Genomic DNA, 20,191 nt, shown 5'->3' on the forward strand with positions numbered 1-20,191 from the left:
GGTGGGTCCCCTGCCTGGACTGATGGCCTTCCACCTGCGCTGACGATCCTCGAGCGTCCACGCCTGCAAACCGCTGGTGCCGGGAGCGCATTGAAGCACAGCGGGGCGCGCCGAAAGCTATCAATGCCCCAAGCGTCTAAGCCACAAGGAGTGCGGGATGACTGATCAATGGCTAAGTTAACTTCACGGTGTTGTCAACGACGTAGAGGGCGAGAGGGATGTCACGCGAGGAAAAGAAAATCTTCATCAGCTACCGACGTGACGACACGGCACCCTATGCGGGGTGGCTACAAGACCGACTTGCTCAGCACTACGGGGCCTCAAAAATCTTCATGGACGTAGCGTACTTACAGCCGGGCGCAGATTTCCCTCGGATTATCGCTCAGGCTATATCGTCATGCGACGTTCTGGTTGCCCTTATTGGCCCCGCATGGGTGGGCTCCACATCCAACGGTGGGGCGAGAATCCAAGAAGCGAATGACTGGGTACGCCTGGAGATAGAATCGGCCCTGGACCAAGGAATTACAGTAATTCCCCTTCTCGTTGATGGCACATTGTTGCCGAGCCCTGATAAGCTACCCCCGAGTCTGGGACGGATTCGCAACAAGAACTGCTTCAGCCTCTCCTATAGCTCGTTTAGCGAGGACGTTCGTAAGCTGATCGGCACAATCGATTTCCCGACAGTGGGGGTGTTCGAAGGGGATCACGCAAAACGGATTGAGCGAGGCCGGGAAGCGAGATTCACCGAAATCGATCGCCTGTACCGCGCATTGTTTGATGACTTCAATGATCTCCGGTACCGCCACGACCCGTTCATTCAGCCCAGTGCCCGCAGGAAACAACTCGACGCGCTAACCGACACTGTCGACCCGGATGAGGACATTGCCCATTTGGCGCTCGGGAACTTCGCCCATGAGCATGACACTTTAGTGAAAGCCATTCTGTCCACGGAAACCCATCGGGGCCTTTGTGCACTAACTCAGCGAAGGCTCGTGTACATCCCGTGGCGGAAGGACATTCCGGCATACTTTCTTCCTTATAGCCACATCTTGAATGTGGATCGCGGCCTACTATCGATCACCTTCACACTTGCGGCGGGAAACACCAGGCTACAAGAGATCAAGCCCCGCTCAAAGGCGTCCGTCATGTATGACTACATTCGGGACAGGATAGCACGGCGATAGCGTCAGGCCCGGTGAGGGATTCAGCACCGGCAAGTTGATGCGGCCGCCTTGACGGCACCCTTCAAGCTCGCTATCCGCCCAGTGCCGACAAGTATGGGCTGGACACGCGGACGGCCAGGTGGCCGCAAGCGTCACCCAGTTCGCCGGCCACCGCGCTCTGCACTTACCCACAGTAAGAATTGTTGACCTTTCGCGCGCGACTGTTGCGGATAAGCAGGTCTCTGGCCCGGCGTGCATCGAATGCGTCTTGGATATAGTTTCTGAGAATCGATCCGCTGCTAGGGTACGCGTAGTACCTGGCGTACCCTACATCTTTTCCTTCCTCTCTCATAACGTTGTCACTTACCCGCGGAGGGAGAGATGCTCCAGCCGCCTTAGCTGAAGGCAGCTGGATTGCCATAAGGCCATTTAGTCGATTAACTCTATCCTTGCGCAGAGAACTGTATATCTCCCAATCCACAAACTTCCGCGACCATGTGCACTTCCCCACCATGACTATCGTCACTGTAGAATCCGCTAGGTATTTGGTCCTGATTCGATCCATGATGTAATCATTGTCGTCGCTTTGAATTACTGGATCGTTCTCAGATACGCCGATTGCCCGCGGAATGAAGTAGTCGCCGAATGATTCCACGAAGGCGAGCACTTCTTCCGCGTCCACTGCGTGATAGCTCAGAAAGCATTTGTGGCGAACGGGTGAATCTGCTTTGTGCTCAAACTGTCGTGAAATTTCGCTTAGACGCGCCTGGGCTATTCTGTTCTGGTATCCGAGAGTCATACGTTCCCCCTTGCCGCCCTGAGTCCCACCCTCCGAGCCAACCACATCGTGTGCTCGCGGCTGATGGCTTGCTCAGCAGAATTTACGTAGTCCGACCACTTGCCTTCGTCCCGAACGCTACCACCCGTCGCATGAACAAAATTGAGCTCTGCGGCAGTAAGCGAATAGGCTGAAGCCAGGTTGTCGTATTGCTTAACCTCAAGCCAAGCACCCGCAGCAGCGATGGCTGCTGCAGCCGCGCCCCCCGCATCAACGTCTGACACGTCGAGCAAAGCTATGACAGTCACAATGATGCCGATAAGTTCGAACGAAATCAGAGTGAGTCGCCAACGGTGCGAATTTTTCTCGTTCTCCTTAGCTTTCCTCTCATACCAGGACTTCTGTTCCAAGACTCGAAATTCGAGATACGTCGCCTTGCGGGAAGTCATTTGGGATTCCCTGATCTGGCGCATCTTAGGAGTGACTTGGCTTGAACCTACGGAGAGGCCAGGAAGGCTCAAGGATGCATCCCGGAATAGATCCTGAATCCGCGCCAACAGCACTTCATCAGCTCTCTCAGGCGGAAGGCTTGACGGGAATGGGTCTGCTATCGCCATGTAGCGCCAAGCTAGTGTCTTAACGGACTCCGCCAATGCTCTTCCGAGATACCATCTTTCTTCGGGTCTGTCACGAAGAAGATAGACTTCGAGCAATAGGGCAGCAGCGAAGGACGCCAAAGCCAGGGTTGCGGAGACCTTTTGGCCCCAGCTCCCGTCCGCGCTGCTGGCCGTGAATATTCCTGCGGTAGCTGCTACGACGGCCAGCTGAAGCCGTCCGCGAGTCCATCGCAAGTATTCCTTCTGTGACTGATTCGAGATCTCATCGGCGGACCTGAAGACGCCAGGAAGATCTTCCTGGCCTAGAGAGCTTTGTGTTGCCGACACCTGATCCCCCGTCCTAGCAACCCCAGTTGAGAGCAAAGGTTAGCGCCTACGGTGGCTGACAGGGCCGCGGGTGGATCATAGGTTGGCGGAGCGGCTTTGGGCTGGAGCTGCTTTGGCGCGAGTGATCATGGCCCCGTAAGCTTCCGGCGCGTCGGGCAGTCTGTGGACCTGCCCGGTAAAGCACGACGTTGGGGCCATGATCTTCGAGGCTCGCGCCAAAGTGGCTGCCTAAAGCCGTGGAGCCGACCGCCCCAGCCACAGAGGGTTTCTCCCAATGCCGCAGCTCGCCAGCGCGCCGCCGGGCGCGGCCAGCCGGGGCGGAGACAGGAGGCAGGCCGCGCCGCAGAGGCGGCGCGCGCCCGCGCCGTGCGCGGGCCTTGATGAACGTAGGGAAACTTCCACCGCACCACGCTCAGGGAGCGGCGGACTCCTCCGTGTCGCTATGCGGCAACGCCGTTTGGCTGCTGCCCGTGTTCGAGGTAGATCGGTGCCGCACCTGATGATCGGGCCTCAACGGCGGCAAGGATCCGTCGAGCCAAGCGCGGAATCGTCCGCTCGGCCACCTCGTCGGGGGCCAGGAACGCAAAGCCCTTCAACTCGTCTGCCTGCAAGGTCACTCCGGCCAGGGTCTCCGGGCTGAGCTGGCCGCCGTCGAAGAGGTACAGCACCTTGTCGCCTTCGGCATCGTTCGGCGCCCAGTCGACGGCCAGCAAGCGCACCAGTGGAGGAGTGATCCCTAGTTCTTCCTCCACTTCCCGGATGGCGGCCTGGAGGGGCGACTCCCCCACCTCGACGTAGCCACCAGGGATGTCCCAGTACTCCTTGTAGGTGGGCTGCACCATGAGGACGCGCCCGCCGGCATCAAAGAAGAGCGCACCCGCGGCCATACGCGGATGCGCCATCTTCGCTTCGTGCTCGCTCACTGCCATGTGGCCGAGGGTACCCACCTCAGACGACATGCAGCCTGTCGGCAAGCTCCGCCAATGTCCTGCTCGGTCGGCCGCGCTGGTTCCGTACCCAGGTGAGGACAAGTTCCCTGGCGAGGTAGTGGCTGCGGACCTGCTCCGGCGCCCACTGCTCGGCTTCGAGGATCATCGACAGGGCGTCGTCGGTCCGGTTGTGCGCACTGAGGGCGCGGGCCACTTCGAGGTTGTGGCGGGTCCTTCGCTCGACGGGAAGGCCGCTGGTGTCGATCTGCGGGCCAAGATCCATGGCTACCTGCATGTCTCCCAGCTCGGCCGCTGCGGCGACTCGGTGAATGTCAACGTTCGTGGGCCCGAAGGCAGTCCACATGTGGTTGGCGTCTCCCCCGAGCCGCTGTGCTGCCTGGTCCGCCTCGGCGAGAAATGCGCGAGTGGTGGCACGGTCGTCGGAACGCGCAGCAGCGATCGATCCCGCAAGGAAGAGCGTCCCGTAGATCGACAGGAACTCCGCATCGGCATCCCTGAGTGCCGGGCGAAGGTAGTCGGCGGCATCGCCAACGAGCTGCACGGCAGCATCGAATCGACCATTGGACAAGAGACAGTGGGCCACGGAGCGGAACAGCGACCCGGACACGGCCATGTTGTCGGACTGCTGCGCCGCGGACAGACCGCGGTCCGCCGCGATCCATGCGAGGTCAGTTTCCCCCACCTTCGTCAACACCATGGCGGCGCCCTGATAGGTCATCGCCATCAGTTCATGCGCCCGCTCACGTTCCCGGCCTCCCTGGGCCTGGACCGTGATGAGCGCATCGGCCAGTACGAGGGGCAACCGCCGGGTCGCGAAGCCGTACCGGGAATCCTGGTAGGCGTCCCAGACCTCGGCCACGCTGTTCTTCAGCTCGTCGAGAGGTGTCGGCTCGCCCTCGGTGGTCACGCCCAAGAGCGGGGTGAGCTGCCGGTAGTTCATCAGCGCCGACCGAAGCGCCGGCACTGTCCGGGTCCCGCTGTCCGCCGTCCACTCCATCAAGGTCGGCTCGGCGAGCAGGTCACCGAGGGTCACGTCCAGCGCGTCGGCCAGCGACTTGATCACCGAGAGTCTGTCCAGCTCCAGCCGGTTGTTCTCGGCCTTGCTCAGCCAGTCGACCGTACGGCCAACAAGACCGGCCAAGACTTCCTGGGACATGCCGCGTCGGCGCCGGTACCAAGCGACTCGCTCACCGATCGTCAGGTTCGTCGTCATTCCTCGCATGGGAAGAGCGTCCCCCTGTCTCTTCGCGCGGCCCCGGAGAGTTTTTCCGGGGTGGTGAGCCGGACCGGTCCTAGCGTTGCTGACAACCCGAGGAGCTGTCAGACCGAGAGTGCGATGAGGGGGCCGTCATGGCGCTGACCCCGGCAGAACGGTTGGAACTGATCAACCAGATAAGGGAGCTGGGTGACGAGGTGGCACAACTGGCAGACCGCGCAGACGCGTTGGTCACCGCGCTTGGGCCTGCTGCCGTACCAACTCCTCAAGCTGATCCATCCGTTCGGCGAGGCGGCGCACATCCCGGCGGACCTCCGTCAGGTACTCCGTGATCTGCTCGAACTCCGGGCTCCGCTTCACCGCGGCACCCTCACCGGGCAGTGCGGCAAAGCTGCCCTTGCCCTGGTGAGAGATCGCGTAGCCGTCCTCGCGGAGTCGGGAGATCGCCTGGCGGGCCACAGTGCGAGACACGCCGTGCTTGGCCATCAGGTCAGCCTCTGAGGGCAGCTTGTCCCCCGGTGCGAGTTCGCCGTCTCGGATCTTGCGCTTGAACTCGTCGGCGATCTGCAAGTACGCGGCCCGTCCGGCGGTGAAGTCGGCCATAGCCCCTCTCCGTGGTTGTCGTACCTAGTGCAGCACATCCCTCGGACAGGAGTCGAGGCCAAGCCACTTGACACACCAAGTAGTACAGGTGCAATCTCGAAAGCACATGACGTACCAAGTACGTCAAGTTCATCGACTCTAGGAGACCGCTCATGCGTCAGATCCCCGTCGACACCTCCGCGGCGACCGTGATGGTCGCCAAGACCCCGCAGCCCAAGGTCAAGGACCGCCGTACTGGTGAGATCGCCACCGACGCCGAGACCGGCGCCAAGCTGATGACGGTCGACGTGATGTTCGCGGCGAACGACGAGGTCGAGATCCTGTCCATCACGGTCCCCGAGCCGGGCATTTCCGGTGAGCTGGGTATGGGCACCCCGGTCGCCCTGACCGGCTTGATCGCCCGGCCGTGGGAGAACGAGTTCAACGGCCAGAAGCGGCACGGCATCGCCTTCCGCGCGGTCGCGGTTACCTCGCTCGTCGACACGTCCGCGAAGTCGAAGGCGGCCTGAGCCATGACCTGGCTGGCCGTCGCCCTGGTGCTGGTCGTCGCCGCTGCGGGTCTCCTGCGGTGGCGGCGCCCCGCCTGGTACTGGATGTCCTTCGGCGTCACAGTCGCCGTGCTGCGGGTGCTGTTCCGGTACGCGTCCGTCATGGAGGCCTGCGGGCTGACCGTCCCGCCGTCCCGCTGGCGCCTGGCCCTGGCCCGGATGACCAACCGACCTGTGCCGGAATCCCGTGCGCCGCGCATCCTGCGGATACGGCCGACCCGCACCGGCCTGATACTGCGGCTCAAGCTCCGGCCTGGTCAGGACGCCTTCGACGTCGCAGCCTCCTGCGATCGGCTGCGGCACTCGTTCGGCATGTACGGCGTCACCTCACGGGAACTGCGTTCGGGCGTCGTCGAGGTGCGGATGACCGGCTATGACGTCCTCAAGCGGGTCCAGATGCCCGCCGAGGCGGCCACAGCTCCGATGCGCGTCCCGGTCGCTCTGCGCCAGGACGGCTCGGTGCACTACCGCGACTACCGGGCTGTGCCCCACGCCCTGACGCTGGGCGCCACCGAGTCGGGCAAGTCTGTCTATCAGCGCAACCTCGTGGCAGGGCTCGCCTCACAGGACGTGGCTCTGGTCGGTATCGACTGCAAGCAGGGTGTGGAGTTGTTCCCGCTGGCCCGCCGGTTCTCCGCGCTGGCCGACAACCCCGACACCGCTGCCGAGCTCCTCGACGCGCTCGTCGTGCACATGGAGGACGTTTACCAGCTCATACGCGCCGAGCAGCGCATCACCGCGGACATACCCGATGCGGAGATCGCCGCCGACATCTGGAGCCTGCCCGCCCACCTGCGGCCGGTGCCGGTCGTGGTCCTGGTCGATGAGGTCGCCGAACTCGCCCTGTACGCCAGCAAGGAGGAGGAGAAGCGCCGGGATCGCATCATCACCGCGCTCGTGCGGCTGGCCCAGCTCGGCCGCGCCGCCGGCATCTACCTCGAAATCTGCGGGCAGCGCTTCGGCTCCGAACTCGGCAAGGGCATCACCATGCTCCGCGCCCAGCTCACCGGCCGCACCGCCCACCGTGTCAACGACGAGACCTCCGCCAACATGGCCTTCGGCGACATCGCTCCGGACGCCGTGCTGGCCGCGATCCAGATCCCCGCTGAGATGCGCGGGCTTGCCATCGCGGGCGATTCGACCGGTGGCTGGCACCGCATTCGCGCCCCGCACACTTCCCTGCGACAGGCCGTCAACACCTGCAACCGGTACGCCGATCTCACCCCCCACCTGTCCGCCCTGGCCCCCTTCCGCCCCGTCCTCGACGCACCGACGCCGGTTTCTGCTCCGGTCGTCGAGTCAGCTCCGGCCACCGCCTGATCCTCCCTGCCTCCCGGTCGGCGCGACCTCCATCGCGCCAGTTCCCTACCCCCTCCATGCCTGCAACCCGAAGGAGTGCCGATGTTCTGCGAGCACTGCGGCGACCTCGACGGCGCCGAGACCGGCACCGACCACGACGAACGCGACTGCCCCTGGTACGCCGACCAGACCTGGACAGCTGAAGACCTGGAAACCGTTCTGCGCCAGACCGCCGACGGCAACCCCGGCATGACGGCCGCCGTCGAGCTCCTCGCCGCGCACTCCATCTGGCTGCCCCGCCTGGTCCAGCTGCCGGACGTGCTGATCGCCGACGACGAGAGCGGCGAGGTGTACGACCTCGACTGGCCCGCCCTCGCCACCGCCGCCCAGAGCCCGGCCCTGCCCGGCTCCGGCAGCGAACTGCGCGTCCTCGCTCTGGCCGCCTCCCTGGCCTCCGACACCTCCGTCCGCCTCGGCGACGCCATCAGCGGCCTGGATGACACGAACCTGCGCCTGGTCCTGCATGCCATCGCCACCGCCAACGGCCGCCCCGACGCGGCCTGATCACCAGGAAGGGAAGTGAAGCCCATGGCCCGCTCGATCCGTCTGGACGCCGTCCTCATTCAGGCCGTCATCGCGGGCGCGCTGTCCTTCGCCCACCTGCACGACCTCGCCGCCGCAGCAGGACAGACCGGCTGGAAGGCCTGGGCCTACCCGGGCTCCGTCGACCTGCTCCTGGTCGCCGTGTGGCGGCGTCTCCGCAGCGACGGCCCGTCCCGGATGGCCTGGTGCTGGTTCCTCGTCGCCCTGGTCGCCTCCCTCGGCGCCAACATCGCCACCGCCGGACTCCTCGACCTCAACCACGTCCCGGCCTGGCTGCGCATCCTCGTCGCCGGATGGCCCGCCCTCGCCTTCCTCGGCGGCACCCTGCTCGCCCACACGACGACCTCGGCCGCCGACCCGGCACCGGTCCCGCCGGCACCCGCACCGGAGCAACAGCCCGATCCGGCACCGGCCATGGAGACGGAGCCCGCACCCGCACTCCCCGCCGCCGACCCGGCCCCCGCTCCGGCTCCGACTCCGGCTGCCGAGGTTCCGGTCCCGGCCGCCCTCGTCAACCACGCCCGCAAGGTCGCTGCCGACCACGAAGCACGCACCGGGACCCGGATCGACCCCGACACCCTGCGCGCCCGCCTCGGCGTCCCGTCCCACCTCGCCGACGCCATCGCCGCTCAACTCGCCTAGCAGAAGAGGAGACAGCTCATGCCCGCCCGCGATCACTTCCACTCCGTGATGCGCATCGGCCCGGTGCAGATCGGCACCCACCGCGACCGACACGGCCACACCAAGTACGCCGCCGTGTGCACCGCCGACCGCTGCGGCTGGTCCGCCGACTACTCCAGCCAGTCCGCCGCCCAGCTCGCCGCCCGCACCCACCGCTGCAAGGTCCGCTGAGGAGGCCACCGCCATGGAAGTACCGCTCTGGTTCGCCCTGCTCGTCGTCGGCTACCTCGGCGTGAAGCTCATCCGCCCGCCCGCCTGGCTCATCGCCGTCCTCCTGCTCGGCGGCTTCCTTCTCGCCGACAGCGTCCTGGCCCCCGCCATCGACAGCTTCGTCAAGTAACTGATCACAGAGAGGAGTTCACCCATGCTCCGCCCGAAGATCCCGACCAACCCGACGCCAACCGGCCACGCGGTCCCGCCCGTGGTCGTCGAGCCGACCACGATCGTTCCCAGCAGCCAAACCCCGCCGCCTTCCCCGGTCGCCCCGGTGCCCACCCGGCCCACCGTGCAGCTCACCCCTGGCACCGCGCTCGCCCTCGTCGGCGGCGGCACCGCCGTGGTCCTGGTCGTCGGCGCCGTCCTCGTCTCGCTGCTCCTGGCGGTCGCCATCACCGGGGCCTCGGTCGCCGTGTGCGCCGTGGTCCTGCGCTGCCTCCTGGCTTCCGAGGCCAAGCGACGCTGACCGGCCCCCGGGCGGCCCCGATACCGCCAAGCATCCGCCGCCCGGGCGCCGTTCCTGTCCGAACCCAACAATCCGGAAGGACCTCCATCATGACCGGCCCCACCCCGGCCACGACCAGCAACGCACGCATCTGCCACAACTGCGACGGCTTCGCCGCCGTAGCCATCACCATCGGCGGCCGTGACACCCGCGGTCGCCTGCGCACCATCACCGCGCACTGCCCGGCCTGCAACGGCCTGGGGACCCTGCCCATCCGTCGCGTCTGGGAGGGCGCCGGTGCCTGACACGCTGCTTGACCCGGTCACCCTCAGCGACCTGCTGAGGGTGGCTTCGGCCTCTGACTACGCACGCTGGGAAGACCAGATCCGCCGCACTGGTGGCTGCGCCGACCCGATCCACCTGCGCGGCTGGGTGCTGCATAAGGACAAGACGACTGGCGAGGTGCTGCACCACTACACGACTGAGAACGAGCCGGGCGGACGGCTTCGCGTCGCATGCGGCAACCGCCGCGCGTCCCGCTGCCCGGCTTGCGCCTGGATGTACGCGGGCGACACCTACCGGCTCATCCGAGCCGGACTGGCCGGGGACGAGGACAAGGACATCCCGGCAACCGTCCGCGATCACCCGCGGGTCTTCGCCACCTTCACAGCACCCTCCTTCGGCCCGGTCCACAACCGCCCCGACCGCGGCACCTGCCGCTGCGGCGTACGGCACACCCCGGATGACCCCGCCCTCGGAACGGCTCTGGACCCGGCCACGTACGACTACGCGGGCGCCGTGCTCTTCAACAACCATGCGGGGGAGCTGTGGGTGCGCTTCGTCAACCGGCTCCGCCGCGAGATCGCCGCCCGTGCCGGGCTCACCCAGCGCGAACTCAAGGAGGTCTGCCGGGTCTCGTACGGCAAGGTCGCCGAGTTCCAGAAGCGCGGTGCCGTCCACTTCCATGCCGTCATCCGCCTGGACGGCCCGGACGGGCCCAACTCTCCGGCGCCGTCATGGGCCAGGGTCGCACTCCTGGAAGACGCGATCCGCGCAGCTGCCACTCACGCCTACAGCAGCGTGAGCATCCCAGCCGCCGGGGACCAGCCCGCCCGCACCTTCCAGTGGGGCCGACAGCTCGACGTCCGCCCCGTGAAGGCCTTCGGCGACGGCTCGGACATCACCGAACAGGCCGTCGCCTCCTACGTCGCCAAGTACGCCACCAAGGCCGCCGAAAACACCGGCACCCTCGACCGACGCATCGGCGAACTCGCCGAACTCGACCGCCACGGCGTCCCCGACCACGCCCGCCGCCTGATCACCGCTTGCCGGGACCTCGACGAGCTGTACCCAGACCGGCGGCTCTGGGCCTGGGCTCACATGCTTGGCTTCCGCGGACACTTCTCCTCCAAGTCCCGCCGCTACTCGACCACGCTCGGCGCCCTCCGCCAGGCCCGCGCCGACTTCCGCGCTGCGCAGGAGCAAGCCGCTCTCAGCCTGGACGATCGCGAGCCGGACACCGTCCTGGTCCTGGCCGACTGGCAGTACGCCGGACACGGGCACACCCCCGGCGAATCCGCCCTCGCCGCCACCATCGCCCGCGACCTACAGGTCAACCGCGAAACCGCCCGCGAAGCCCTGCGTGACCAACTCGCCGACGAAAGGAGGTGCTGAGTATGGCGACAGCACTGCCGCACCGCTTCCTGACCCCCGAGGACCTGGTGGAGATGTTCGAGCTGCCCAGCGTCGAGACGGTCTACCAGTGGCGCCGCAAGCGCACCGGTCCCCGCGGCTTCCGCGTCGGCCGGCACCTCCGCTTCGACCCGACCGACGTACGGGCCTGGGTCGACTCCCAGCTCGGGGAGGCCGCCTGATGGCCGGACACGTCCAAGACCGCTGGTACAGGACCGAGACCGGCCCGAGCGGCAAGCCCCGCAAGGTCAAGACCGAGCGCCACGGCGTGGGCATGCGCTACCGCGCCCGCTACATCGGTCCCGACGGCACCGAGAAGTCAAAGAGCTTCCCGGACAAACAGAAGCGGCTGGCCGACACCTGGCTGACCAACATCGAAGCTGACATGGCGCGCGGGCAGTACATCGACCCGAGAGCGGCCCGTGTCACCTTTCGGGAGTACGCGGAACGCTGGCTCGCCGCGCTCACGACCGACCTCACCAGCCGGGCCGCCGTGGAAGGCAGGCTGCGCCTTCATGCCCTGCCGTACCTCGGCACCCGCCCCATCGGCTCGTTCCAGCCCGAGCACATCCGCGACTGGAACCGCCAGCTCGAAGAGGCCGTCGCGTCGGCTCAGTACCGGCGCCTCATCTTCGACGCGGTCTCCTCTGTGCTCAACGCGGCTGTGGATGACCGCCTGTTGGCCTCGAACCCCTGCCGTGCCCGATCGGTCAAGGCACCTCGCCCTGTCCCGACACGCGTCCATCCGTGGTCCGCTGAGCAGGTGTTCGGCGTACGCGCTGGCCTGTCGGAGCGCTACCGCGCCATGGTCGATGTCGGCGCCGGGTGCGGCCTGCGACAGGGCGAGATCTTCGGCCTGGCCGTCGACAACATCGGGGACCTCGGCTGGCTCTACGTCCGCCAGCAGGTCAAGAAGGTGCGCGGGTCGCTCGTCTTCGCCCCACCCAAGCGGGGCAAGCTCCGTGACGTCCCCCTCGACGCCGAGGTGTCGACCGCGCTGAACGAGCACATGAAGCGGTTCCCGCCCGTCGAGGTGACCTTGCCGTGGCTCAGGCCGGACGGCCCGAAGGTGACACACCGGCTCGTCTTCACGAGCGGCGTCGACTCCGCTATCTGGAGCCAGGGGTTCAACGACCAGTCCTGGAAGCCCGCGCTGGCATCCGCCGGCATCATCCCGGCTCCCAAGAAGGGCCAGCGGTACGCAGCGGCTCGCGAGCACGGCATGCACGCCCTACGCCACTTCTACGCCTCGGTCCTCCTGGACGCCGGAGAGAACATCAAGGCCCTGAGCCTCTACCTCGGCCACAGCGACCCGGGATTCACGCTCCGCGTGTACACGCACCTCATGCCGTCCAGCGAGACCCGGACTCGAAACGCCATCACCGCGATGTACCGGGCCGCCGGTCACACTCATGAAGGCCCAACGCCGCACGACGGCCCAGAGACGGCCCAGGCTGCCTGACACGGCCCCTCATCGGCAGGAAACCTGCTGGTGAGGGGCCTTTTCATGCCCTCTCGCGGCAAGTAACACCCCATCTTGCCCGACGTCCAGCCCACGACGGAAACCCATATCCCAGAAGACCCCTGACCTGCGGCTTCGTCACCGGCGGCAGTGGGCCCGGCCAGCGCCGCCGTCGATGACGGGCGACCCCGGGGGACTTGGGTGGGCTCGCGTTCGGACAGGAGCGACAGAATTCCCGGCGCGCCGTGCGGACATGTCCTAATTTTTCACATTAACCTCTAGTCACTGTACGAAGTCGATCTCTCACAGATCGCACCCACCTCACTCCATCGGAGATGACATGCACAAGCTTCAGAGGGCTGCCGTCGTGGTCGTCGCCCTTGGCAGCGTCGGTCTGCTGGGCACCGGCACCGCCACGGCCCAGGGCCTCGACGGGCACGGCGACAAGGGCAAGGGCGGGGACAAGGTCAGCGTGCTGCAGAGCTCCAACTGCAAGTCGCACGACCTGAACGTCGACGTCCTTGGCCAGGTCGGCATCCTCAACGGCGCGCTCGGCAGCGCGCTCAACGGCGAGGGCGACCCCGGTGCGCAGGCCACCCACATCGGTTCGACCATGGGCTGCAACAACAGCGGCTTCTGAGCCACGGCTCAGAACGGGGATGCCGGCACACGTCTCATGCCGTGATGATCGCGGCGTGAGATGTGGGGCGGCACGGCAGCGGTGCACCCCAGGCGAGACCTACCGGTGGAGTACGGGCCGTGACGGGCGGCCCATGGGTTGTTCCGCCGAAGAAGGCGCACCGAGGCCGGCCGAGCCGCACCGGCGCCCCGGAAGATCAGGGCCCGATCCGTCTTCATGGATCGGGCCCTGATCGATGTTCCGAAGGAAGGGGAGCGAGGGCCCGGGTCCCCCTACTTCTGTGCCGACGCTTCCCTCTTCCGTACGACGACCAGGGCCGCGCCGCCGATCACGACCAGGCCGATGGCGATGCCGGCGATCAGGGGGGTCATCGTGGAGCCGCCGGTCGCGGCGAGGTTGGTGTCGTCGGACGTGGTGCCGACGGTCGCGGGGCTCGGCTCGCTGAGGGTCTGGCTGACAGTGCCGGCCTGGTCGGCCTCGCCGGCCTGCGTCATGCAGTCCAGCACACCGGTGAACCGCTTCTGGAAGCCGCCCGGCCCCTCGATGGTGAAGTCGTAGGCCTGGTCCTCCTGGAGCGGGACCGTCACCGTGCGCGAGGCGCCCGCGGGGATGCTGTACTCGATCCCGAGCAGTTCGAAGGTGAAGGGCGCGTCGCCCTGGTTGGCCGCGGTGATGTCGACACCGCCCTTGTCGCAGTTCTCCGCCGCCGACAGCGCGGGTATCGCACCGGTCTCCGCCCAGCTCGCGCTCGCGGTCGCCGAGACCGTCGACTCGCTGGAGCCGGCCAGGATCTGTGTCTGGCTGCGGCTCTCGGCGGCGAAGGCACGCCCCACCGGCACGGTCGTCGAAGCCTGCACGGTCAGCTCGGCCTGACCGTCCGGGGTGTCCTCGGGCACGTCGAAGAACACCTGGCCGCCGTCCGCTGCGGTCGTGACGGGCTTGCCGTCCTTGTCCACGATCCGCACCCCGCTGGTGGCGGCGTCCGCGGGCGGGGTCAGCGTCACGCTGTCCGCGTTGGTGCGCACCGTCACCGGACCGAGCCGCTCACCGGCGTGGCCGGAGACCGCGGGCGGGTCCAGGGTCAGCGACGCCTGGGGCTCGGCAACGTCCCGCGCGCTCTTCTCCAGATAGTCCGCGAGCTTCTCGGCCTGCGGGTCGGCGGCGTCGACCCGCACGCCGTCCGAGTAGCGCCAGATGGCCACCTGGGTGCCGGCCGCCGCGTCCTGCTCGGTGAGGCCGCCCTTGAAGCCCGCCTTCTCGGCCAGCGCGGCGAGGTCGTTCACCTGCGGGTAGGAGTTCTCCAGGATCCAGCGGATCCTGCCCGCGTCCTTGTTGGCGCCCAGCGAGGTGCCGCTCCAGGGCGTCTCGTGGTACTTGGCGTCGCGCTGGGTGGGGTTGTGGATGTCGACGCAGTACGTCTGGAGCATGCCACCGCCGTCGACGGACATCTCGAACAGGCCGGCCGAGATCTCCTGATCGCCGGAGTCGGTGTGGACGACCGCGGCGCCGTACGTCTTCAGGCCGCCTATGGTGGCGGTCGCCCCGCCCTGGCCCGGCGCCGTCCCTTCGGCCTCGGGCGCGGCCGCGGCCGTGCCGGCGCCCGCCAGCACGGTGGCGGCGACGAGCCCGGACGCCAGGGTCGCGGCGGCGAGGCGTGCCGCCCCTCGCCCGCGCGCCGACAGCGCCGACGCTGAGAACGCAGCAAACACAGAATTCCCCTTCGAGCAGGACCCGTTGATGTGGGGGGACGGTCCCACCAGCAGCTTCTTGAAGCTCCGAGAGCTATGCCCGGCATCCTAGGGACGCGGCGCAGCACGCTTCCCCGTGATCTGGTCGGAGGGCCGATCCGACTCGGAATCGTTATCGCCAAGATCCCTTGCGAGCAGGGCTTATCGACAAATCCACCGGGGTCGTTCGGTGCGCATTCGTCGATAAGCCGCAGTTCGGTCAGTCCTCACCAGTGACTGACGTCACGTCACCGCCATTGGTTCCGGGGCCTGTTGGCGGTCGGAGTCGGCGGGCGGTGTCTCCCAGTCGGGCTCGGGCTGTGCGGGTGCGGCGGGCACCGTCTCCGGCCTCGGTGCGCGTCGGAAGGCCGATGTGCCGCGCGCGAGGTCGTGACCGATCGCCAGCGCGTCGATGTCCGCCGACGTCCAGCTCTGCCCCTCCCGCACGTCCGAGCGCACCTTGAGCCTGCCCTGCACCACGACCGGATCGCCCACGTTCAGCGACGCGGCGGCGTTCGTGGCGAGTTGGCGATTGGCCCACACCGTGAAGAAGTTGGTGTGGCCGTCGGTCCACTCGTTCTTCCCCCGGTCCAGATAGCGCGAGGTCACCGCCAGCCGGAAGCGGGCGGACGGTCCCGTCGCCAGTTCCCGGAACACCGGCTGGGTCGCCACATTGCCCACCGCGCAGATGATCGTCTCGTTCATCTCGAACCCTCCCTGGCCCGGCCGCTCGCGCCGGGCGGATATGCGTACGGGCCCTTCCCGTACGGCTGCGTCCGACCTGACGGCCGCGTCCCGGACACCTCCGGGTGCGCCGCCGTCACCGCGATCGACCGCGTCCGTCGCGATCGCCGCGAAGCCAGACTGCCTCCGCCGGGCCGAGCCCGCAGAGCCCTGTGGATCACCGCCCGCCCGTGGATATCTCCGCCACCCACAAGGGTGAGTTCAACGTCCCGGGCGGTGCCTCAGCTCACCTCCCCGTGGCCCCCACCCCCATCACCCGGCCGTACTGCTCCCGGACCTCCCGGTACCGCAGCAGCTCCGCCGCCACCGGATCCAGCACCCGGGCCCGCCCGCATCCGGCCGCCGCTTCCCGAAGCCGTCGTTCCGCTTCCGTGCCGTACCGCCGGGCCGGCCCCCGTGCCGCCATCCGGCAGCCCCATTCGACGAGCGGGCCCCCGACGATGCCGGCCGCCATCAGCAGCACCGGCACGCCCAGGTTGGGCTCCATGACCCCGATGATCTGTCCCACCAGCCAGAGTCCGCCGACGATCTGAAGGATCGTCATGGCGGCCTGCACCAGGACGGCCGCCGGCCACCAGCCCGGACGCGGCGGCCGCCCCGGCGGCAGCCCGGCCCGCGCGGCCAGCTCGTCCAGCGCCTCGGGCAGCCCCTGGGCCCCCCGTACGGCTGCCTCGCGCACCGCCTGTGCCCAAGGCGTGGGCAGCCCCGCCGACGCCTGCTCGGAGACCGTCCGCACCGCCTGTTCCACACGCTGGCGCGCGGTGGCCTCCTCGTCCGTCTGGGTCCGCAGGGACAGCCGTCCCGTCGGTGGTTCGCTCCGGTCCTGGTACCAGCGATACAGCCGCAGCCAGGGCGTCCCGCACGCGCGGTTGGCGTTGCGCAGCCACGCCCGCTCGGCGGCCTCGCCCGCGGCGGTGGCGCCGATGGCGTCCGCGAGCCGGGCGGAGAACTCGTCCCGCGCCTCCTCGCTGAGACCGGTCCGCCGTCGCGCGGCGTACACCGGCCGCAGCCCCAGCCCGGCGGCGTCCACATCGGCCGAGATCCGGCGCGCCGCCGCCCCGCGTTCCGCGACGAACTCGCCGAGCGCCTCGCGCAGATCGCCGACGCCGTCCCCGGTGAGCGCGGACAGCGCGAGCACGACGGCGCCCGGTTCACCGTGCTCGCCGAGCGCGATGCCGTCCTCGTCGAGCAGCCGCCGCAGGTCGTCGAGAACCTGGTCGGTGGCCTCCCCGGGCAGCCGGTCGGTCTGGTTGAGGACGACGAACATGATCTCGGCGTGCCCCGCCATGGGCCGCAGATAGCGCTCGTGCAGGACCGCGTCGGCGTACTTCTCGGGGTCGACGACCCAGATGACCGCGTCCACGAGCGCCAGCACACGGTCGACCTGCTCACGGTGCTGTACGGCCGCCGAGTCGTGGTCGGGCAGGTCGACCAGGACGAGTCCGCGCAGCTGTCCGTCGGCGGCCGCGTTCTGCGCGGGGCGCCGCCGCAGCCGGGGTGGGATGCCGAGCCGGTCGATGAGTCCCGCCGCGCCGTCGCTCCAACTGCACGCGAGGGGCGAGGCGGTCGTCGGCCGTCGTACGCCCGTCTCCGAGATGGTCACTCCGGCGAGCGCGTTGAACAGCTGCGACTTGCCGCTGCCCGTGGCGCCCGCGATGGCGACGACCGTGTGCTGCCCGGAGAGCCTGCGCCGCGCCGCCGCCTCGTCGAGCACCCGGCCCGCCTCGCCGAGCGTCCTGCCGTCGAGCCGGGTGCGCGAGAGCCCGACCAGTTCGCGCAACGCGTCGAGCCGCGACCGCAGCGCCCCGTCGTACGCGAGCGGCGTCACCGCCTGCGGCCCCGCGGAGGCTCGGGGCTCCACATGGGCAGGCGGCTCGGCAGCGGCGCTGTCGTTCACCCGCCGCGCGATCAGGCCGTCGTCCCAGGGAGTCGCCGGGTCGGCACCGGAGGGGGAGTCCTTCCGGGACGAGGCGTCCGCGCGGGAGGACGGCTCGGCGCGGGAGGGGGACTCCGTACGGGAGGTAGGTGTCGTACGGGAGGTAGGTGTCGTACGAGAGGGCGGTGCCGTACGACGGGAGGGGGCGCTCTCCTTACGGCCACCGAGGTCGGGGACGCTCCCCCGCGCGGGCTCGGCCCCGTCCCTGCCGCTGCCGTTGTCGGAGTTACGACCGCCCGGGTCGGGCACGCCCGCGCGTGCGGCTCCGTCGCCGTCACCCTGACGGCTGTCGTCCGCGGCGGGGGCGTCCTCGCGCGCGGGTGGGTCGCCGATACCGGAGGGCGGCTCGACGCGCGCGTGGTCGTCGATTTCCCGGCTCTCCCACTTCGGCAGTTTTCTCCAGATCTTGCGCTTGTCCGGCTCGTCGGCGGCCATGGGGCCCTCGCTCTCGCCGTGCTGCTCGCCCGGCGCGCGTTCGTCGGCCGAAGGGAGGCCGTTCTCGGCGGCGCCCGGCACAGGGATGTCGTTCACGCGATCGTCGTCCTTGCTGACGCGGCGGTCCTCCTGCTGCTGATCGGCGTGTTCCGTGTGGTCCTGGTCAGTGACGGCGGTCACCGGTCACCTCTCCTTCTGCAGTACGGACAGCGCGGCGATGAGTTCGGCCTGGGGATCGGGGTGGACCTCCAGGGCGTCGAGCGGGGCCAGCCGCCGCTCGCGTTCGTTGTGCATGACCCGGTCCAGGTGCTCGGTGAGCAGCCGAGCGGCCCGGTCGCGCAGCCGCAGCGCCCCGTGCGCCCCGATCCGCTCGGCGAGCCCCTCCCCCGCTGACCGCGCCCGGCGGCTGCCCAGCAGCGCGGTGGCGACGAGGGCGGTGACGACCTCCGAGTCCGGCGCGACGCTGCGGTCGAGGTAGCTCACCTCGTCCTCGGCGTACTCCTCGAGCTCGCGCCGCCAGCGCCGTACGGCCATGCCGATGCGGTGTTCGAGGCTCGCCGCCTTCGGATCACGGTCCGTCAGCTCCGGGGCGGTGGCCGCCGGTTCGCGCCGCCAGGCGTCGTCGACGCGCTCGTCGGCGGCGGTGACGGCGCACAGCAGGAGGGTGCTCAGGCTGTCCACCAGCGAGTCGAGGAGCTCACCTGCGGAGCAGTCGAGCGGGAAGGCGCGCCAGCGCTTCAGGGCGTCGCCGGCGAGCACGGCGCCGGCCTGGAGCCGGGCACGCACGCGTGCGTACTCGCTGTCGTAGGCGCTGTCCACGGCGGCGGTGAGCCGTAGGGCCGCCGCGTACTGGGCGGCTGCGGCACCGGCGAGCTCGGGAATGCGGGCCTTGAGGGAGTCGAGCAGGCCGTACGCCGTGCGGGCCATGGCGTGTTCGCGGGCCGCGGGCTCCTGGGCCTGATGGACGAGCCAGGTGCGCAGCGGGGCCACCGCGGTGGCCGGCAGCAGCCCGCCGCCCCAGGCCGACTCGGGCAGCTCGGGCACGGTGAAGCGGGGTACGTCGCCGAGGCCGGCCTTGGTGAGCAGTGCGCCGTACTGCCGCGAGACCTCGGAGACGACCTGGTGCGGCACCCGGTCCAGAACGGTCACGAGGGTGGCGTCGTACTCCTTGGCGGTGCGCAGCAGATGCCAGGGGACGGCGTCGGCGTACCGGGCGGCCGTCGTCACCATGATCCAGATGTCGGCCGCGCAGATCAGCTGGGCGGCGAGGGCACGGTTGTCGGCGACCAGGGAGTCGATGTCGGGCGCGTCGAGGAGGGCGATCCCGGCCGGCAGTGAGTCGGCGGTCTCGATCCGCAGCACGCGGTCGGCGTCCTCGCCGGGGAGCATCAGTTCCTCGCCCGGGTCGTGTTCGGGTACCCACACGCGCGTGAGGTCGGGCAGTACGCGCATTCCGCTGAACCAGTGATGGTCCTCCGGATGACAGACCAGTACCGGGTTTCGCGTCGTCGGTCGCAGTACGCCCGCCTCCGTCACGCGCCGACCCACGAGAGAGTTGACGAGCGTCGACTTGCCGGCGCCGGTGGATCCTCCCACGACTGCCAGCAACGGCGCTTCGGGCTCTTTCAGGCGGGGCACCAAATAGTCGTCGAGCTGCGCGAGCAGTTCGTCGCGGTTGGCACGCGCGCGTGGCGCCCCCGCCAGGGGCAGCGGGAAGCGTGCGGCCGCGACACGGTCGCGCAGGGCGGAGAGTGCGTCGAGCAGCTGAGGCCGTACGTCCAAGGTCACCACATGCGAAGAATGCCCAATTTTAGGGGAATTCTGAAGCATATGAGCATGTCTGCGCGCCGATAGGACACAAGGGACGGAAGGGGCGACTGGGACACAGGCACAGTCCAGGCATAACGAGTGCACAACACCCGGTGCCCGAGAGGCCAAAAGCGGTGCACGATTCGTACCTGCCTGCGATTATCAGGACCGCTTCACCGAACCTCCACATCGAGCCACGGAGGCGAAGCAACAGGGACACGGACGCGGGAGCCCTATCCTTGTCCCCGGCAACGTCACGGATCGGCCCACACCCGGGCACCACGAACGAGGCCACACAAC

22 protein-coding genes are annotated in these 20,191 nt (G+C 68.3%); 13 read left to right on the forward strand and 9 right to left on the reverse strand.

Annotated elements, in window-relative coordinates; genetic code table 11:
• The first annotated feature begins 218 nt into the window (after positions 1-218).
• Positions 219-1,184 (forward strand): toll/interleukin-1 receptor domain-containing protein, encoded by a 966-nt coding sequence (locus ACZ7NC_RS21435; protein ID WP_471490387.1) that lies wholly within the window; start codon positions 219-221, stop codon positions 1,182-1,184.
• A 163-nt stretch (positions 1,185-1,347) separates the two neighbouring features.
• Here ACZ7NC_RS21435 and ACZ7NC_RS21440 read toward each other — a convergent pair whose 3' ends face one another.
• The 5 genes from ACZ7NC_RS21440 to ACZ7NC_RS21460 all read right to left on the reverse strand — a co-directional run bounded on the left by ACZ7NC_RS21440 (position 1,348) and on the right by ACZ7NC_RS21460 (position 5,654).
• Entirely contained in the window at positions 1,348-1,962 is a 615-nt protein-coding gene (locus tag ACZ7NC_RS21440; protein WP_471490388.1) for a TIR domain-containing protein, read from the reverse strand.
• On the reverse strand, positions 1,959-2,885 hold the full coding sequence (locus ACZ7NC_RS21445; protein WP_471490390.1) for a DUF4231 domain-containing protein: 927 nt from the start codon (positions 2,883-2,885) through the stop codon (positions 1,959-1,961). The genes ACZ7NC_RS21440 and ACZ7NC_RS21445 overlap by 4 nt, the downstream gene beginning before the upstream one ends.
• A 440-nt stretch (positions 2,886-3,325) precedes the next feature.
• A complete protein-coding gene (locus ACZ7NC_RS21450; RefSeq protein ID WP_471490391.1) occupies positions 3,326-3,814 on the reverse strand; it encodes an NUDIX domain-containing protein in 489 nt (162 codons plus the stop codon).
• Between the two features lie 19 nt (positions 3,815-3,833).
• The gene (locus ACZ7NC_RS21455; RefSeq protein ID WP_471490393.1) at positions 3,834-5,048 is read right to left on the reverse strand and encodes a helix-turn-helix domain-containing protein; all 1,215 of its coding nucleotides are present in this window, start codon (positions 5,046-5,048) and stop codon (positions 3,834-3,836) included.
• Positions 5,049-5,282: 234 nt separating this feature from the next.
• The gene (locus ACZ7NC_RS21460) at positions 5,283-5,654 is read right to left on the reverse strand and encodes a winged helix-turn-helix domain-containing protein (RefSeq protein WP_471490395.1); all 372 of its coding nucleotides are present in this window, start codon (positions 5,652-5,654) and stop codon (positions 5,283-5,285) included.
• A gap of 152 nt (positions 5,655-5,806) precedes the next feature.
• Here ACZ7NC_RS21460 and ACZ7NC_RS21465 point away from each other — a divergent pair, with 152 nt between their 5' ends.
• The 12 genes from ACZ7NC_RS21465 to ACZ7NC_RS21520 all read left to right on the forward strand — a co-directional run bounded on the left by ACZ7NC_RS21465 (position 5,807) and on the right by ACZ7NC_RS21520 (position 13,240).
• Positions 5,807-6,163 carry an SCO3933 family regulatory protein gene (locus ACZ7NC_RS21465; protein ID WP_471490397.1) on the forward strand — a complete coding sequence of 119 codons (357 nt, stop codon included), beginning with the start codon at positions 5,807-5,809 and terminating at the stop codon, positions 6,161-6,163.
• A gap of 3 nt (positions 6,164-6,166) precedes the next feature.
• The gene (locus tag ACZ7NC_RS21470) at positions 6,167-7,522 is read left to right on the forward strand and encodes an FtsK/SpoIIIE domain-containing protein (protein ID WP_471490399.1); all 1,356 of its coding nucleotides are present in this window, start codon (positions 6,167-6,169) and stop codon (positions 7,520-7,522) included.
• Positions 7,523-7,603: 81 nt separating this feature from the next.
• Positions 7,604-8,065, forward strand: coding sequence for a hypothetical protein (locus ACZ7NC_RS21475; RefSeq protein ID WP_471490401.1), 462 nt, complete (start codon positions 7,604-7,606; stop codon positions 8,063-8,065).
• Positions 8,066-8,089: 24 nt separating this feature from the next.
• A complete protein-coding gene (locus tag ACZ7NC_RS21480; protein ID WP_471490403.1) occupies positions 8,090-8,746 on the forward strand; it encodes a DUF2637 domain-containing protein in 657 nt (218 codons plus the stop codon).
• An 18-nt stretch (positions 8,747-8,764) separates the two neighbouring features.
• Entirely contained in the window at positions 8,765-8,956 is a 192-nt protein-coding gene (locus ACZ7NC_RS21485) for a mobile element transfer protein (protein WP_384156426.1), read from the forward strand.
• A gap of 13 nt (positions 8,957-8,969) precedes the next feature.
• Complete coding sequence (locus ACZ7NC_RS21490; RefSeq protein ID WP_354714796.1) at positions 8,970-9,125, forward strand: hypothetical protein; 156 nt, start codon at positions 8,970-8,972, stop codon at positions 9,123-9,125.
• A 24-nt stretch (positions 9,126-9,149) separates the two neighbouring features.
• Entirely contained in the window at positions 9,150-9,467 is a 318-nt protein-coding gene (locus ACZ7NC_RS21495) for a SpdD-like protein (protein ID WP_471490405.1), read from the forward strand.
• Between the two features lie 89 nt (positions 9,468-9,556).
• Positions 9,557-9,751, forward strand: a complete 195-nt coding sequence (locus ACZ7NC_RS21500) for a hypothetical protein (protein ID WP_471490407.1) — start codon at positions 9,557-9,559, stop codon at positions 9,749-9,751.
• Positions 9,744-11,120, forward strand: coding sequence for a replication initiator protein RepSA (gene repSA, locus ACZ7NC_RS21505; protein WP_471490408.1), 1,377 nt, complete (start codon positions 9,744-9,746; stop codon positions 11,118-11,120). Before ACZ7NC_RS21500 ends, repSA begins: the two co-directional genes overlap by 8 nt.
• 2 nt (positions 11,121-11,122) lie before the next feature.
• On the forward strand, positions 11,123-11,320 hold the full coding sequence (locus ACZ7NC_RS21510; protein ID WP_354714792.1) for a helix-turn-helix transcriptional regulator: 198 nt from the start codon (positions 11,123-11,125) through the stop codon (positions 11,318-11,320).
• On the forward strand, positions 11,320-12,600 hold the full coding sequence (locus ACZ7NC_RS21515) for a tyrosine-type recombinase/integrase (RefSeq protein ID WP_471490410.1): 1,281 nt from the start codon (positions 11,320-11,322) through the stop codon (positions 12,598-12,600). Before ACZ7NC_RS21510 ends, ACZ7NC_RS21515 begins: the two co-directional genes overlap by 1 nt.
• A 340-nt stretch (positions 12,601-12,940) precedes the next feature.
• A complete protein-coding gene (locus tag ACZ7NC_RS21520) occupies positions 12,941-13,240 on the forward strand; it encodes a hypothetical protein (protein WP_471490412.1) in 300 nt (99 codons plus the stop codon).
• Positions 13,241-13,512: 272 nt separating this feature from the next.
• On the opposite strand, the gene ACZ7NC_RS21525 is transcribed toward ACZ7NC_RS21520, so the two are convergent.
• The 4 genes from ACZ7NC_RS21525 to ACZ7NC_RS21540 form a co-directional block, all read right to left on the reverse strand.
• The gene (locus tag ACZ7NC_RS21525; protein WP_471490414.1) at positions 13,513-14,949 is read right to left on the reverse strand and encodes a Cys-Gln thioester bond-forming surface protein; all 1,437 of its coding nucleotides are present in this window, start codon (positions 14,947-14,949) and stop codon (positions 13,513-13,515) included.
• 261 nt (positions 14,950-15,210) lie between these two features.
• Positions 15,211-15,672: a single-stranded DNA-binding protein gene (locus ACZ7NC_RS21530; protein ID WP_471490415.1), complete on the reverse strand. Its 462-nt coding sequence runs from the start codon at positions 15,670-15,672 to the stop codon at positions 15,211-15,213.
• Positions 15,673-15,937: 265 nt separating this feature from the next.
• Positions 15,938-18,262 (reverse strand): YfjP family GTPase, encoded by a 2,325-nt coding sequence (locus ACZ7NC_RS21535; protein WP_471490417.1) that lies wholly within the window; start codon positions 18,260-18,262, stop codon positions 15,938-15,940.
• Positions 18,263-18,265: 3 nt separating this feature from the next.
• The gene (locus ACZ7NC_RS21540; RefSeq protein WP_471490418.1) at positions 18,266-19,873 is read right to left on the reverse strand and encodes a dynamin family protein; all 1,608 of its coding nucleotides are present in this window, start codon (positions 19,871-19,873) and stop codon (positions 18,266-18,268) included.
• Between the last annotated feature and the right edge of the window lie 318 nt (positions 19,874-20,191).

It is taken from the genome of Streptomyces sp. NPDC111802 (assembly GCF_055634335.1).